13 protein-coding genes are annotated in these 15,095 nt (G+C 42.8%); 4 read left to right on the forward strand and 9 right to left on the reverse strand.

Annotated features, from left to right (window positions below):
* Positions 1 to 57: 57 nt before the first annotated feature.
* Together FTT76_RS04945 and acs are read right to left on the reverse strand one after the other, a co-directional pair.
* Positions 58 to 1,236 (reverse strand): acyl-CoA dehydrogenase family protein, encoded by a 1,179-nt coding sequence (locus FTT76_RS04945; protein ID WP_180190117.1) that lies wholly within the window; start codon positions 1,234 to 1,236, stop codon positions 58 to 60.
* Positions 1,237 to 1,540: 304 nt separating this feature from the next.
* Positions 1,541 to 3,484 carry an acetate--CoA ligase gene (acs, locus tag FTT76_RS04950; protein WP_078190549.1) on the reverse strand — a complete coding sequence of 648 codons (1,944 nt, stop codon included), beginning with the start codon at positions 3,482 to 3,484 and terminating at the stop codon, positions 1,541 to 1,543.
* Positions 3,485 to 3,768: 284 nt separating this feature from the next.
* On the opposite strand from acs, the gene FTT76_RS04955 reads away from it, so the two are divergent.
* On the forward strand, positions 3,769 to 4,347 hold the full coding sequence (locus tag FTT76_RS04955) for a DUF805 domain-containing protein (protein ID WP_180022760.1): 579 nt from the start codon (positions 3,769 to 3,771) through the stop codon (positions 4,345 to 4,347).
* 123 nt (positions 4,348 to 4,470) lie between these two features.
* Positions 4,471 to 5,442, forward strand: a complete 972-nt coding sequence (locus tag FTT76_RS04960) for a mechanosensitive ion channel family protein (RefSeq protein WP_078190551.1) — start codon at positions 4,471 to 4,473, stop codon at positions 5,440 to 5,442.
* Here the strand turns inward: FTT76_RS04960 and FTT76_RS04965 are convergent.
* The 5 genes from FTT76_RS04965 to prfB form a co-directional block, all read right to left on the reverse strand.
* Entirely contained in the window at positions 5,428 to 6,138 is a 711-nt protein-coding gene (locus tag FTT76_RS04965; RefSeq protein ID WP_180092747.1) for a 16S rRNA (uracil(1498)-N(3))-methyltransferase, read from the reverse strand. The genes FTT76_RS04960 and FTT76_RS04965 overlap by 15 nt on opposite strands.
* A gap of 325 nt (positions 6,139 to 6,463) precedes the next feature.
* On the reverse strand, positions 6,464 to 7,744 hold the full coding sequence (locus tag FTT76_RS04970) for a 3-deoxy-D-manno-octulosonic acid transferase (RefSeq protein ID WP_180190118.1): 1,281 nt from the start codon (positions 7,742 to 7,744) through the stop codon (positions 6,464 to 6,466).
* 87 nt (positions 7,745 to 7,831) lie between these two features.
* Complete coding sequence (locus tag FTT76_RS04975; protein WP_180190119.1) at positions 7,832 to 8,920, reverse strand: alkene reductase; 1,089 nt, start codon at positions 8,918 to 8,920, stop codon at positions 7,832 to 7,834.
* A 37-nt stretch (positions 8,921 to 8,957) separates the two neighbouring features.
* Positions 8,958 to 9,257 (reverse strand): helix-turn-helix transcriptional regulator, encoded by a 300-nt coding sequence (locus FTT76_RS04980; RefSeq protein WP_078190555.1) that lies wholly within the window; start codon positions 9,255 to 9,257, stop codon positions 8,958 to 8,960.
* Between the two features lie 154 nt (positions 9,258 to 9,411).
* A protein-coding gene (prfB, locus tag FTT76_RS04985; RefSeq protein ID WP_111884474.1) for a peptide chain release factor 2 occupies positions 9,412 to 10,507 on the reverse strand; the annotation gives its coding sequence in 2 pieces (ribosomal slippage) (positions 9,412 to 10,434 and positions 10,436 to 10,507; 1,095 coding nt in all).
* Between the two features lie 181 nt (positions 10,508 to 10,688).
* Here prfB and FTT76_RS04990 point away from each other — a divergent pair.
* Both FTT76_RS04990 and FTT76_RS04995 read left to right on the forward strand, forming a co-directional pair.
* On the forward strand, positions 10,689 to 11,537 hold the full coding sequence (locus FTT76_RS04990; protein WP_180054191.1) for a putative porin: 849 nt from the start codon (positions 10,689 to 10,691) through the stop codon (positions 11,535 to 11,537).
* A gap of 325 nt (positions 11,538 to 11,862) precedes the next feature.
* Complete coding sequence (locus tag FTT76_RS04995; protein WP_067761595.1) at positions 11,863 to 12,648, forward strand: putative porin; 786 nt, start codon at positions 11,863 to 11,865, stop codon at positions 12,646 to 12,648.
* Positions 12,649 to 12,718: 70 nt separating this feature from the next.
* Here the strand turns inward: FTT76_RS04995 and recJ are convergent, their stop codons facing one another.
* Positions 12,719 to 14,422 (reverse strand): single-stranded-DNA-specific exonuclease RecJ, encoded by a 1,704-nt coding sequence (gene recJ, locus FTT76_RS05000; protein WP_180049752.1) that lies wholly within the window; start codon positions 14,420 to 14,422, stop codon positions 12,719 to 12,721.
* Complete coding sequence (gene pdxH, locus FTT76_RS05005; protein ID WP_180190120.1) at positions 14,423 to 15,079, reverse strand: pyridoxamine 5'-phosphate oxidase; 657 nt, start codon at positions 15,077 to 15,079, stop codon at positions 14,423 to 14,425.
* Between the last annotated feature and the right edge of the window lie 16 nt (positions 15,080 to 15,095).

Genomic DNA, 15,095 nt, shown 5'->3' on the forward strand with positions numbered 1-15,095 from the left:
CATTGCAAAAAAGCCTCCCTTTCGGAGGCTTTTTATTGGCTCATGTGCAATATATGTTTAAGAATAAAAACTTGGATCTGGCACTTTCGCTGTGAGCACCCATTCACCGACCTCCTGATATTTATAATCAATCGGATCGTGTAAGGTTTGGGTACGCACATTGCGCCAGAAGCGATCTAAATTTAGTTTGGCCGTCGTGGCACGTGCGCCCATCACTTGGAAAATATTTTGCGTAATGTATAGCGAGCTATTGGTGGCTGCGATTTTGGCTGTTGCAATCGCAATAGAGACTTCTCCACGTTGTTCCGCCGTCAAAGCTTCACCAATCTCCCAAGCCCATTGCAAACGCTGAACCGCTTTATCTGCCAATAAACGTACACTTTCTAATTGCACATAAAACTCAGCAAAATGCTTTTGAATAAATGGGTCATTCACTGCATTTTCAGCCAATGATTTTGACCACGCCTTTTGGTTTTGAACCGTCTGTTTTGCTGTTTCAAAAGCCCCTTCTGCCACCCCTAAAAACAAATGCACAAAGATCAACTGTGCAATCAATGGACGCAAGCTGGAATACGGCGTACTCAAAGGCCCCGGGTTCAGTAGTAATTCATCTTTGGAAATTTTTACCTGTTCAAAATGACTGCTTCCACTGTCGGTTTGACGTTGTCCCATATTGTCCCAATCGCCGAGAAAACTGACACCTTCACGTGCTGTAGGAATCACCCCGATCAATAATTTTCCATCGTCATTGAACCCGGAACACAGCAAAATATCTGAATCCATGGAACCCGAACAGAAGCTTTTATCGCCATGAAACACATATTCATGTTCAGACAATTGCGTTGCTGTAGTACGACGGTCCAAAGGGTTTAAGGTATTACCCCAAAATAAATGCTCACGTGCAGTCTGTTCAAACCACGGGCCATATTGCTCTGGCTGCGCGAACAACTGTACCGTTGCAATCAATAAATGATGGAAACCATAAACATGCGCCAATGAGCTATCCACTTGGGCAATGGTTTGAATGGTTTTAAAAATCGTCTGCCAATCTGCACCCTGTCCACCGTATTGCTGTCCAATGGACAGTGCAAGCAAACCACTTTGACGAATCAAATCACGTTCAGCTTTGGGATTCCCCCCCTGCTTATCACGCTGAGCAGCCGTTGTGGCAAATTCTGCCGCCAGTTTTTGGGCAATATCGATCGGTTCTTGAGTCAATGGAGTTGAAGCGTTCATATGTCTATCTGATTATTCTGTTACCGTTTTAGCTTAACAAAGCGCAGGCATTCAGCTTATCTCAATGCCTGCAGTCTATATCTGTAAAATCTATATCTTATGAAATCTAAGTCACCAACATTCAGGCGACTCATGGCTTGGTCTTTGTTATCCATCGTATGTACGATGGATAAAATGCATCATGAACGTCACCTCATCCTAATCAACATTTCTAGGGGAAAGGACGTTAAATATTGCCTTAATAACCCATCGCATGAGCGATAGTGAACTTTCATCAGAACGCTATCACTCACGCTCAAGTTGCTTATGCCTTCGGATAAACCGTCGCAATCAAATGTTCAACCACTTGAGGCTCTGCCAAGGTCGAAGTGTCGCCTAAAGAGTCCAGCTCATTGGCCGCAATTTTTCTTAAAATACGGCGCATGATTTTACCAGAACGGGTTTTTGGTAAGGCTGGCGCCCAATGCAGTGCATCTGGCGTTGCCACTGGTCCAAGGACTTTTCGTACCCAAGCCACCAGTTCCTGACGTAACTCATCCGTCTCAGCTGTACCTGCTTGTAGGGTGACAAAGGCGCAAATCCCCTGTCCTTTAATATCATGCGGCATACCCACCACCGCAGACTCTGCCACAGCATCATGCGCAACCAACGCACTTTCAATTTCAGCCGTTCCTAATCGATGCCCTGAAACGTTCAAGACGTCATCCACACGGCCCGTAATCCAATAGTAGCCAGACTCATCACGACGTGCGCCATCACCTGTAAAATACGTCCCCGGATAAGTGGAGAAATAGGCTTCAATAAAGCGCTCAGGATCACCCCAAATGGTTCGCATTTGTCCCGGCCAAGAATCCTTAATCACCAAATTGCCTTCTACGGCGCCTTCAAGCTCATTGCCTTCAGCATCCACTATCGCAGGTTGTACACCAAAGAATGGACGCGTCGCTGAACCCGGTTTTAAATCAGTTGCTCCCGGCAATGGCGTAATCATGAAACCACCCGTTTCTGTTTGCCACCATGTATCCACCACTGGACAGCGGCTTTCACCTACCACGGTGTAGTACCAATTCCATGCCTCTGGGTTAATGGGTTCACCCACCGAACCTAATAAACGCAGACTACTGCGGTCACTTTCTCGGACAAAGGCATCCCCTTCTCGCATCATGGCGCGGATTGCAGTCGGTGCCGTATATAAAATAGTGACGTTGTGTTTATCAACAATATGTCCGGTCCGAGCCCAACTTGGATATTGCGGCACCCCTTCAAACATCACGGTCGTAGTACCATTCGACAATGGGCCATACAATACATATGAATGCCCAGTGATCCATCCGACATCTGCGGTACACCAAAATACATCATCTTGTTTTAAGTCAAAAACTTCACGGAAAGTACAATTCACATAGGTTAAATAGCCTCCCGTGGTATGCAATACACCTTTCGGTTTTCCAGTTGAACCTGATGTATATAAAATAAACAGCGGGTCTTCGGCATTCATGGGTTCAGGTGGACAAATATCATTAACCGACATGATTTCCATGTGATACCACAAATCACGATCCGCTTTCATTTCGATCGGGTTACCTGTACGGTGCACCACAATGACATTTTGAACCGAAGATGTGCCTTCGATGTCGAGTGCAAGGTCGACATTTTCTTTGAGTGGGATGGGCTTACCACCACGCATCCCACAATCCGCAGTAATCACGACTTTCGCCTGACTATCATCAATACGACTTGCCAATGAGTCTGGTGAGAAACCGCCAAAAACTACGCAGTGTACAGCACCAATTCGGGTACAGGCCAACATCGCAATTGCCGCTTCTGGCACCATTGGCATATACAACACCACACGGTCGCCTTTGCCCACACCATGTTTTTTCAACACATTGGCAAAACGGCAAGTTTCATCATGCAGTTCTTCAAAAGAAATGATTTTATGCCGTGAAGGATGATCACCTTCCCAAATAATGGCCGGTTTATGTGGATGTTCTTTTAAATGTCGATCGAGGCAGTTGGCACTGACATTCAGTTCACCGTCAGCAAACCACTCGATCTTGAAATCATCTTGCTTAAAATTGGTATTTTTAACTTGGGTAAACGGTTTGATCCAATCGATCTTTTGCGCTTGCTCCGCCCAAAACTCATCTGGTTGTTCAATTGATTTTTGATAACGCTCAAAGTACTCCGACTCATTGATGCGCGCGGTTTTTTTAAAACTTTCAGGTACTGGATAGATCTCTTTCATATTGTATTTTCCTTGATCTGATTCATCTCATCACGAGATGCCATGCCACATTTCTACTTTTATAATTTCTGTATCACAGCAGTATGACGATTAATTTTTAATCGCAGCAATCATGCTTTGGTCGTATTATTCTTTCCCATTTAAAGCATATTTTTGAGCAAAATTTCAACAAAAACATGTTTCAATTCAGTATCTGATCAGTTCATTTGAAACTATAATGCAAAGGTAATTTTACTCAGCATTCCGCTTTTTTATTCTTCCATACACGTTGAGTTGACCCAAGCATGAATACCAATGACTCTTCTTTCTTTTCCCGTCAGACGACCACTACATCGGATAATCCCCTGAAACCTGATGGACGTTTTGGTCGACTGAGCATGATTGGTTGGTACGGCTTTCTCAATATCATCAGCTTTTTTGCCTTGATCGCTTTAAGCCTTGCCGTTGGGATTTTCAATATCAATACTATGGCGTTAAATGAGCAATTTGTTGGCATATTTACTGGGGTATCTGGCCTCGCCTATTTGGCGATTATTATTCTCTACATTTATTTTTATTGTGTCTTTGTCGTGCGTCGGCTGCATGACCTCAATAAAGCCGGTTGGTTGCTACTATTATTATTTATCCCCGTGATCAATTTGTTCTTTATCCTGTATTTATTATTGGCCTCAGGCACACCGACCGTAAATCAATACGGCGCGCCACGCCCTGCTGCGGTTTGGGAAAAAATTCTGGCATGGTTGATGATTTTAATCAGTGTCTTGTCGCTCTTGGCTACAGGTAGCATCACGTCTTATATGATGGGTAGCGGAGAAATTGAATCGCCAACAGAAATCATTCAACAAGGTACTGAATATTTCTAAGCCACTAACCAAATTTGAGCCTGTCTGAATTTTGATACATCTGTTCGCAAGCCTGTAAATGAGGGTTATTTTCGCCACTAATTTCAGGCAAAATAGCGAAAAATCTGAACATTTGGAAAACTCGTGGCTGAAAAAGAAAATGCCTTGAGTGATGTCACTCAAGGCACGACTCAACTTTTGCAAGAGGCAACTGAAAAAACCGCACAAACCGTGCTGGAACATACCTCTAAATATAATGACGCATACTCAACGATCGATAAATTTGTCGATGGATTTTGGGAACGCCTGCCTTATATTTGTATCGCATTAATTGTTTTTACGATCTTCTATCTACTGTCAAAACTCTTTAGATTCTTTGTTCGTAAAGCGCTCACTGACCGTTCTTATTCAAAACAAAATCTAGTTTTGGTCCTGAACCGTGTCGGTAGCTCAGCCATTATGTTCTTCGGTTTCCTGATTGCAATGGTCATTGCGATCCCTGGTTTCACACCGGGTCAGCTCATGAGTGCCTTGGGGATTGGTTCGGTTGCAATCGGTTTCGCGTTTAAAGATATTTTCCAGAACTTACTGTCGGGTATTTTGATTCTCCTCGGTGAACCGTTCAAAATCGGTGACGACATTATTGTGTCAGGAATGGAAGGTACAGTTGAAGATATTCAAATTCGTGCAACCTTCCTACGCTCTCCCGATGGTCGTCGTATCGTGATTCCAAACGCGACGGTTTACACCAGTGCGGTAACGGTGAATACCGCTTATCAACGTCGTCGTTGTGAATTTGTGGTGGGTATTGGTTATGAAGATGACATTCAAAAAGCTAAAAACATTGTTTTGGCCATTTTAGACAAAGACCCGACCATTTTGAGCCAACCTGCGTTTACCGTAAACGTGAATGCTTTGGCTGATTTCTCGGTCAATCTGAATGTCCGTTGGTGGGTAGATACCACAGAAACCACCACTGCGAACTCGATCAGTGAAGTGCAAGAACACGTTATCCAAGCATTCAATCAAAATGGTATTTCAATTCCGTACCCTGTACAGGAAGTGAAAGTTTACCGTGGTGATCAAGCTGAGGCAGAAGCTTCAACAGCTAAATAATCGCCCTAAAACGTACGGAATCACAGTTTCTGTACGGATAATTCGGTTGCCTAAGCTGACTGCTTGGCAGCCGTTTTTTATGAGTAAATCTACCTCATAAGGGATATATCCACCTTCAGGTCCAATGATGATCGTACATCCATGTTGAATTCCTGTAGGCATCACATCTTCGACATAAGGATGCGCCACATAAGCGGGATAGTCTGACGAGATCATGCTCGGTAGAACATCCTCCACAAAGGGTTTAAAACGTTTATACAGTTCAATTTTGGGCGCAATAGTGTCACCAGCCTGCTCCAAACCTAAGGTCACATAGTGATCGAGCTGCTGTAAAAATGGGGTCTGCCAATAGCTTTTATCCACGCGATAACTGTGCAGCAAAATGATTTTTTCTACGCCTAAGGTGACGGCATCCATGATCAGACGGCGCAACACTTTCGGACGAGGCATTGCCACAATTAAAGTCACCGGATGCTTTGCTGGTACTTCTTCTTCTTGTAAGGGTTTAAGTTGAATGCCGTTATCCGTAATACTGACGATTTGGGTTAAATAACGCTTTCCTTCCCGAATCCCGACTTTGAGGGTATCGCCCACTTGTACATCGACATGGGTTTTTAAATGCTCAATTTGGCGTTTGGCACTGATATTCCACAGTTCAGATTCAGTTTGACGTGGGTCAAGCAGGACAATGTTCATAAAAATTCTCTTACCCAGTTCAATTGGATACGCGAAAACGTCATCCACAACGGTTCAAGGCAACACTCAATAGAATCACTCAAGTTTCAGCGATTATTTGTTAGACATAAAAATTCGACGCGTTTTGTCGGTGAGCTGCACTGCACCGCAAGATGGCTTCCTTGCGAAGCTTCGCATTCCATTTTGCCGAATGAGAAACAACGTTTCGTAAGAGTACCTCCAGCCTAAGGCTAACCCCTTTCTTCAAACCTTAGATGTAAGACTCCATCGAGCCTATTCATTCATCTATTTAAAACAACAACCAATTTAAATCATGGTTGAAAAATCAAAGGTATTGATCAATCACCTGAATATGCTTTTGCAGCGACCCGGTATTCTTTTGCATAATCAGCTGCGCTGCATCATTTAAAGCCTGCGCTTTCGCAGTATTTTGAATGATCTCAACCAATGCACTGGCCGCCTGCTCAAAATCCTGCACAACCACAACCGCATGAGCCGCTACAAATTCATCCACAATGGTTTGAAAATTAAAATAATGCTGACCTAATACTGTCGGGACATGCAGCGCGATAGGCTCCAAAATATTATGTCCACCGCCCGGTTCATTTAAAGAACCACCGACAAAACACGCCTGACTCAGTGCCAGCCAAAGCCATAATTCGCCCATACTATCCGCCAAATATACTTGTGTTTCAGGCTGAATCGTTTGCTTTAAACTGCGGCGCTGTGTGCGTAAATTCAGTTTCTGCGCTTCTACAAAAACGTCATCAAAGCGTTCAGGATGCCGTGGTACGACGATACATAACAGCTCAGGCTGTTGTTGCAAAATCGGCTGCAGCGCTGCGAGTAGTTTTTGTTCTTCTGGCGCATGCGTACTGGCAATGGTAATGATTTTGCGCTCTTGCAAAGCCCAATCTTGACGCAACTGCGCTGCTTGTTGCACAAAGCTATCGGGTGCATGAATATCAAACTTGATACTTCCCACGACCTGACTGGTATGGGGGTTTGCACCCAACTCAATAAATCGCGCTAAAGTTGCCTGATCTTGCGCCAATAATTGTTTCAAACTCTTTAGCATCGGCTGCGTCAAACTCGGGACTTTGCCATAACCTTTCGCCGATTTTTCAGATAATCTGGCATTAATTAATAAACACGGAACGTTGGCCTGATCGGCTTCAATCATCAAATTTGGCCAGAGTTCAGTTTCAACTAGAGCCAACATTTTTGGTTGATATTTTTCGATAAAACGACGGACTAATTTTTTTTGATCTGCTGGCAGATACACGGCCTGAAATAGCGATTCATACGGTGCTTTTAAAAATAATTGTTTCGCACGCGCTTGTCCGGTTTTGGTGGTATTGGTGACTAAGACCGGATGACCTGCTTTGAGATAATGTTCAATCAGCGGCTGTGCAGCGTTGGTTTCTCCTACGGAAACCACATGAAACCAAATTGCATTGCGGTTTTTAACCGGCTGAAATGGCCCAAAGCGCTCAAGACACTCTTGCTGATATAGTTGGAGATCTTCAGCACGTTTTTTGATTCGCCATTGATATAGCGGCTTAATCAGCGCCAAAGCTGCGTTATACCAAAAAGGAGTAGTCAAATTATTACGCTCAAAAACGGTTTGAATCGGCAGAATATATCAGAGCATTATCCACATGTTAATGGATAATGCGTATTCAAGTGTCGATTAATAGGTTGAACGACCTGAACCAAATTTATTTTTCATGCTTGGATAATCAATATAGCCTTCGGCAACATCTGTTCCAATCATGTTTTCTAACTGCAATTCATTCAGTGCAGCATTCGCCAGCAAACGTTCAAACAAATCTGGATTGGCAATATAAGCTTTACCAAAAGACACTGCATCGGCTTTACCAGAGGCCAATAAATCTACAGCATCTTCACGGCTTAAACGCATATTGGCAATGTACGGCACACCATTTGAGCGCTGTTTCAGATAATTACTAATACTGTCATCCGCCAGATATTCACGGGTAAAGAAAAATGCAATCTTCCTCTGCCCCAACTGCTCTAAGGCATAGCCAAAGGTTTCACGTGGATCATGATCGCCCATGTCGTGTTCATCACCACGCGGCGCAAGATGCACACCTACACGACCTGCCCCCCACACTTCAATCAGCGCATCCACCACTTCAAGCAATAAACGCGCGCGGTTTTCGACAGAACCACCATACTCATCTTCACGTAAATTGGTTTTGCTTTGTAGGAATTGATCGATCAAATAACCATTGGCCGCATGCAATTCCACACCATCAAATCCCGCTTCTTTGGCTTTGATCGCAGACTGTTTGTATTGTTCTACAATGCTTTTGATTTCTGCAATCTCTAATGGACGTGGCACGACATATTCGCGTTTTGGGCGAAGCAGACTGACATAACCCGCCTGTTGTACCGCACTGGCAGAAACTGGTGTATCACCATTCAAAAGGTCGGGATGTGAGACACGTCCGACATGCCACAATTGTGCCACAATTAAACCTTGCTGTTCATGTACGGCTTGGGTCACCAATTTCCAGCCCTGAACTTGAGCATCGGTAAATAAACCCGGCGTCTGCAAATAGCCATTAGCTGCTTCTGAAATGACTGTTGCTTCTGAAATGATTAATCCAGCACTTGCACGCTGTGCATAGTATTCAGCCATCATCGGCGTTGGAACACGGTCAGTGGTCGCACGACTACGGGTCAGTGGCGCCATCACAACGCGATTTTTGAGGTGTAAATCACCCAAAATGAGAGGAGTATTGAGTTCAGCCATATATGTCTCGCCCCACACTTCAAATGTAAAATACGATTTAAAGTGAGTTCTGCAGATAATCAATATATTGCTGAATGAGTTCTTCATTGCGTGAGAAATACGACCATTGACCATATTTCTCGGCTTGAATTAAGCCCGCCTGTTGTAACACAGACAAATGATTAGACATCGTAGACTGCGAAACATTACCGAGTTTTTCGATATTGCCAGCGCATACACCACGATTAAAGCCGCCACATTGTTCTTCTGACAAAAACTGTTCAGGTGTTTTCAACCATTCCAAGATTTGACGTCGAGTCGGATTGGCAAGTGCTTTAAAAATTAAATCAATATCCATAATTTAAACGGGTTTAATTAAATAAAAATTTGGACAACAAAGTTCTATTCAGCATCTTGAATACACTATATCGTATTTTTTCGATTTTTATATCGATTTTTTTAGATATATTGATCAAGAACAGATAGAACTTTGTTTTCTATATAAATTTAAATTACAAACCTTGTTTGAGGCTGGCTTCAATAAACTTATCTAAATCACCATCAAGTACTGCGCCGGTGTTTGAACTTTCCACACTGGTACGTAAGTCTTTAATACGCGAGTCATCTAAAACGTATGAACGAATTTGGCTGCCCCAACCGATATCTGACTTGGTGTCTTCCAACGCTTGTGCCGCATCATTACGTTTTTGCATTTCAAGTTCGTACAATTTTGCACGTAACTGTTTCCATGCATGGTCACGGTTGGCGTGCTGTGAACGTTGGTTCTGACATGCCACCACAATCCCTGTTGGAGCGTGAGTTAAACGTACCGCAGAGTCTGTTTTGTTAATGTGCTGACCACCCGCACCAGATGCACGATAGGTATCAGTACGAACATCAGCTGGATTTATTTCAATTTCAATATTGTCATCAATTTCAGGCGATACAAAAACCGCTGAGAATGAAGTATGGCGACGGTTACCCGAGTCAAAAGGTGACTTACGGACTAAACGGTGTACGCCAGATTCTGTACGTAACCAACCATATGCATACTCACCTTCTACACGGATCGTTGCAGACTTGATCCCTGCCACATCACCATCAGACTCTTCCATCACTTCTGCTTTAAAGCCATGACGTTCAATCCAACGTAGATACATACGCAGTAACATCGATGCCCAGTCCTGTGCTTCAGTACCACCTGAACCTGCTTGAATTTCGACATAGCATGGGTTCGGGTCCATCGGATTACTGAACATACGACGGAATTCTAATTTCGCAAGTTCTGCTTCCGCTGAAGTTAACTCTGCTTGCACATCTGCAAGTAAGCTTTCTTCTTCTGCTTCAACCGCAAGATCCAGCATTGCTTGGGCATCTTCTAGTTGAGTTGAAAGCCCTTCGAGCACGTTAATGACGTTTTCGAGTTCACCTTTTTCTTTTGCCATTGCTTGCGCACGGCTTTGATCATTCCAAATTGCTGGGTCTTCCAGCTCACGTAGAACCTCTTCTAAACGCTCTTTTTTCAGATCGTAGTCAAAGATACCCCCGTAATGTTTGACCACGGTCGTTTAAGTCTTTTAGCTGTAATAGATACGGATTAATTTCCACGTGAATTACTCTCAATCAAAAAATTTGGCTTAAATAGCCGCCTATTATATCACAGAGAATTTGCACAGTTTCAGCCAGATTGAGCATCCAAATCATTGACTTCAATGCACATAATATGAACAATACGCTCGCATTACTATTTATTACATTTTTTTTACAACAATAATGTTTCGAGGGTTTTATGAAAAAGACATTACTTGCACTAGGGTTAGCTGTTATCACTTCATCAACTTTTGCTTATGATGGTCAAGTTGATGGCGGTTTTACTTATACAGATTGGGACAATGACATCGTAGATTCAAACGGATTGTTCAACTTACAAGGCACGTTATATTTAGACTCAGTAAACCCTAAAAATGGCCCATTAAACGAAGCTGCATTTTTAGGTCATAACAGCAATATTTATGCTAAATATAGCTATCAATATTTAGATACAAAAACAGTTGATGTATCAGATTATTTTCCTGTTTCAGGTCCGCTTGCAGGCAAAGCAGAATATGACAGCCACCATATTTCATTAGGTGCTGAATACTTCTTTGAACAATTCTACTTTAATGGTGAATTAGGCTACAAAGAAGAAAAAGCTGAAGTAAAAGTTGCTGGTATTTCAGCAAGCGAGGACTATGATTCAACAACATACCGCGCATTAGTAGGTTATTTACCTGTCTCTAACCTTTTACTTGCTGTTGGTATTGATGGCTATCAAGGCGACAATGATGAAGACGAAGACAACCGTTTTGCTGTTAAAGCAAAATATGTTGCGCCGTTGAACAATGGTCAATACATCAACCTAGAGGCAGATGGCGCTTTTGGTGATTTAGACTCTGTTACGATTGGTGCAGACTACTACTTCGACCAAGCTTTTAGCATTGGTGCATCTTACAACATCGAAGATGATGGTGATGAAGACACGGATTACTTCGCTATCCGTTCAAAATACTTCCTTAACCCGAACCTAGCAATCGGTGGTCAAGTTGGTTTTGGTGATGACGTTCAAGCGTTCAACATCAATGCAACTTTCCGTTTCTAATTTCGTTTGAATTAGGAATGTGCATAAAAAAGCACCTCAATTTTGAGGTGCTTTTTTCTTTTCGATGTAATATTTACTTTAAAAAAAGTCCAGTTGTTGACCAAATAATCTACAAATTCATAATATCTACACAGTTTTAATAAAACAAAACATTAATAATAATTATATATTTTTCAATATCTTAAATAATTAAAATTACATAAAATTACCGAATACACAGTTCTGCAACTTTGCAGCGATTGACCATCTTTAAAAATTCTCTAGACTAAAACTTGTAACAAAAAATGTATTAAATTTAGCCAAACAATTTAGAGGGGTAGTTTCCATGAAAAAACTCGCAATTGCTTCAGCACTTCTTTCTGCACTTGCTATTACAGGTACAGCTCATGCTTATCAAGCAGAAGTAGGCGCTTCAGCTGGTTACATCGACCCAGATAATGGAAGCTCTGGCAGTGAATTTGGTGTAAACGGTACTTATTACTTCAACCCTGTTCAAACGCGTAACGCTCCTCTTGCAGAAGCTGCATTCTTAAACCGTGCAAGTAACGTCAATGCACACGCAACTTTCGCTGATCGTGGCAATGTTGACGACAATACTTATGGCGTTGGTATCGAATACTTCGTACCAAACTCAGATTTCTATGTATCTGGTGATGTAAGCCGTAATAATGTCGAAGTTGACACTGCAGTCGGCACAATAGACAACGATACAACTTATTATGCAGCTGAAGTGGGTTACCTTCCTGCACCTGGTTTCTTAGTTGCTGCCGGTCTAAAAGGTTGGGACAATGACGATGACGACGGTGTAGATCCAACTTTACGTGCTAAATACGTAACAACTTTAAGCAATGGTAAAGACATCAACCTTGAAGCGGGTGCAGCATTCGGTGATCTAGATGAATTCAATCTAGCAGCGGATTACTTCATCGACAAAACATTCAGTGTTGGTGCTGACTACTACAACAACGATGTCACTGATCGTAACGAAGTAGGGATCAATGCACGTAAATTCTTCAACCAACAAGTGAGCCTTGAAGGTCGTGTTGGTTTCGGTGAAGTTGGCAACAATGACTACAATTCATTTGGTGTAGCAGCGAAATACCGCTTCTAATCCATTGAAGTCAAAACCATAAAAAAACCGCTCTTCTGAGCGGTTTTTTATTTGCCTGTAAAAATGGAATTTATTGAGCCAAGTGTAAAACTCTCAATTGAACACTGACATTTCCTCTAAATTCATTTTTATCGAGTTCGTAGACCAAGCGGATTTTATCTTGCATAGGATTAAATTCATATTTTTCTGCCGCATTAAATGCAATTGCGTCCACCATTAAACCATTATCTAAAGCAAGTTTTAATTTCAAATGTAGGTCTTTCAACCAACGATAATCTAAAATTTTAAATAGGCCTTCATAGACCGGTGCAGGGAATTTTTGTCCCCATGGACTTAAATTTTGCAGAAGATCGACGGTTTCGACATTAATGGCCGAATCGGGCAATTCGCCATCTGTCCAAATAGTGGCCTGAAATAAACTTTCATCTTGCGCAGCGATTAGTGCTTCAAAAGCGGTTTTAAATTCAGAAAAATGCTGCTTTTGAATGGTTAGTCCTGCTGCGGCTGCATGTCCACCAAAATGACTGACCAAATGCGGATGTAATTCAGCAATACGCTCAATACTGTCTCGAATATGAATACCTTCGATAGAACGCGCAGAGCCTTTAATATGTACGCCATCTTCATCTGCAGCAAAGACGATTGCAGGTCTATGGAATTGTTCTTTCAAACGCCCTGCAACAATCCCAATCACCCCTTGATGCCAATGCTGTTCAAACATGATCAAGGCTGCAGGTAAGTTATCCTGATCAAGCTGAATATGTTCTAACTCAGCCAGAGCTTCCTGTTTAATCTGCCCTTCGACTTGGCGTCTTTCAATATTGAGTTGATTCAACTGCTGCGCAATCGGATAAGCCGTACTTAAATCCGCCGCAATCAGACACTCAATCCCAATATCCATAGTCTCCATACGCCCAGCTGCATTGAGTCGTGGGCCAACTACAAAGCCCAAGTCCTGTGCTTTTAACTGTGCGGGATCACGACCAGCGATATCCAATAATGCACTGATCCCTGGACGACATAGTCCTTGCTGAATCCGCTTCAAACCAGCATCGATCAAGATCCGATTATTCAGATCTAGACTTGCAACATCGGCATAAGTGCCTAAAGCCACCAAGTCCAAATATTGGCTGAGGTTGGCTGTGGATTTAGCATTTTTTTTACGCATACTGGCCAAATTGGCCAACACATAAAATGCAACACCTACGCCAGCCAAGGCTTTACTTGGAAATTCACATCCCAACTGATTCGGATTCACCACCGCTTCTGCTTGTGGTGTTTCCTTCGTAGTCAGGTGATGGTCTGTAATGATCACCTGCATACCATGCGCCTGTGCCTGTGCTACACCAGCATGGCTCGAAATACCATTATCGACTGTAATCAGCACATCTGGGGTAAAACTCACGAAGGCTAAATCAGCAATGGCGGGTGTCAGGCCATAACCATACTTAAAACGGTCTGGAACCAGATATTCAACATCCGCGCCCATATCACGCAGTGCCAAGACCATCAATGCAGTACTGGTTGCACCATCGGCATCATAGTCGCCTACAATGACAATTTTTTTATGTGCATCAATGGCTTGGTCGATCAACTCTATAGCTTGCTGCATGCCTTTTAAGGTCGGGGCATGTAAATGCTTGAGCTTCAATTCCAGTTCTTGTGCGGAAGAAACCCCGCGACGTGCCAATAAATCAGCAATAAACGGGGCAACGCCCTGAATATCTTCAGGGCGCGTCAAATAGGGTCTTTGTTGAATTAAAAGTTTAGACATTTATGGCATCAGTCGCTGTAAAACCCATTGACCATCCTGTAGTTCATAACTCAAGCGGTCATGTAAACGATTCGGACGGCCTTGCCAAAATTCATAATAATCCGGAACTAAACGATAGCCACCCCAAAACTCAGGTTTCGCCAATACGTTTTTGCTTTCCACTTGATCATGCAAATTTTGGAATCGCTGTTGTAATTCTTCACGACTGGCGATAACACCACTTTGTGGAGTGCTAATGTGTGCTGCGATTTGGCTGTCACGCGGTCGTTTGTGGTAATAATCCGTCGATTCTTCAAGAGAAATCTTTTCCACACGACCACTGACCCGAATTTGACGTTCCTGCTCTTGCCAATAAAACAATAATTCTGCATAAGGATTATCGAGCAGATCATTGCCTTTTTGACTGTCATAGTTGGTGTAGAAGTCATAACCTGCATGGGTCGCACCGCGCAACAAGACCGTCCGCACGTGCGGACGACCTTGGGCATTTGCCGTAGCCAAAGACATAGCATAGGGTTCATGCAGTTGTGCTGCTAAGGCATGGTTAAACCATAATAAAAACTGCTCATGTGGATCACGGTTCACCTGATCTTCATGCAACTCACCTTTTTGATAAGTTAAACGCAGTTCACTTAAGTCCTTAATCACATCATTCATGCAATTTCCCCTCTTG

The sequence above is a fragment of the Acinetobacter sp. YH01009 genome (assembly GCF_013420765.1).
GTDB classification, from domain to species: domain Bacteria; phylum Pseudomonadota; class Gammaproteobacteria; order Pseudomonadales; family Moraxellaceae; genus Acinetobacter; species Acinetobacter amyesii.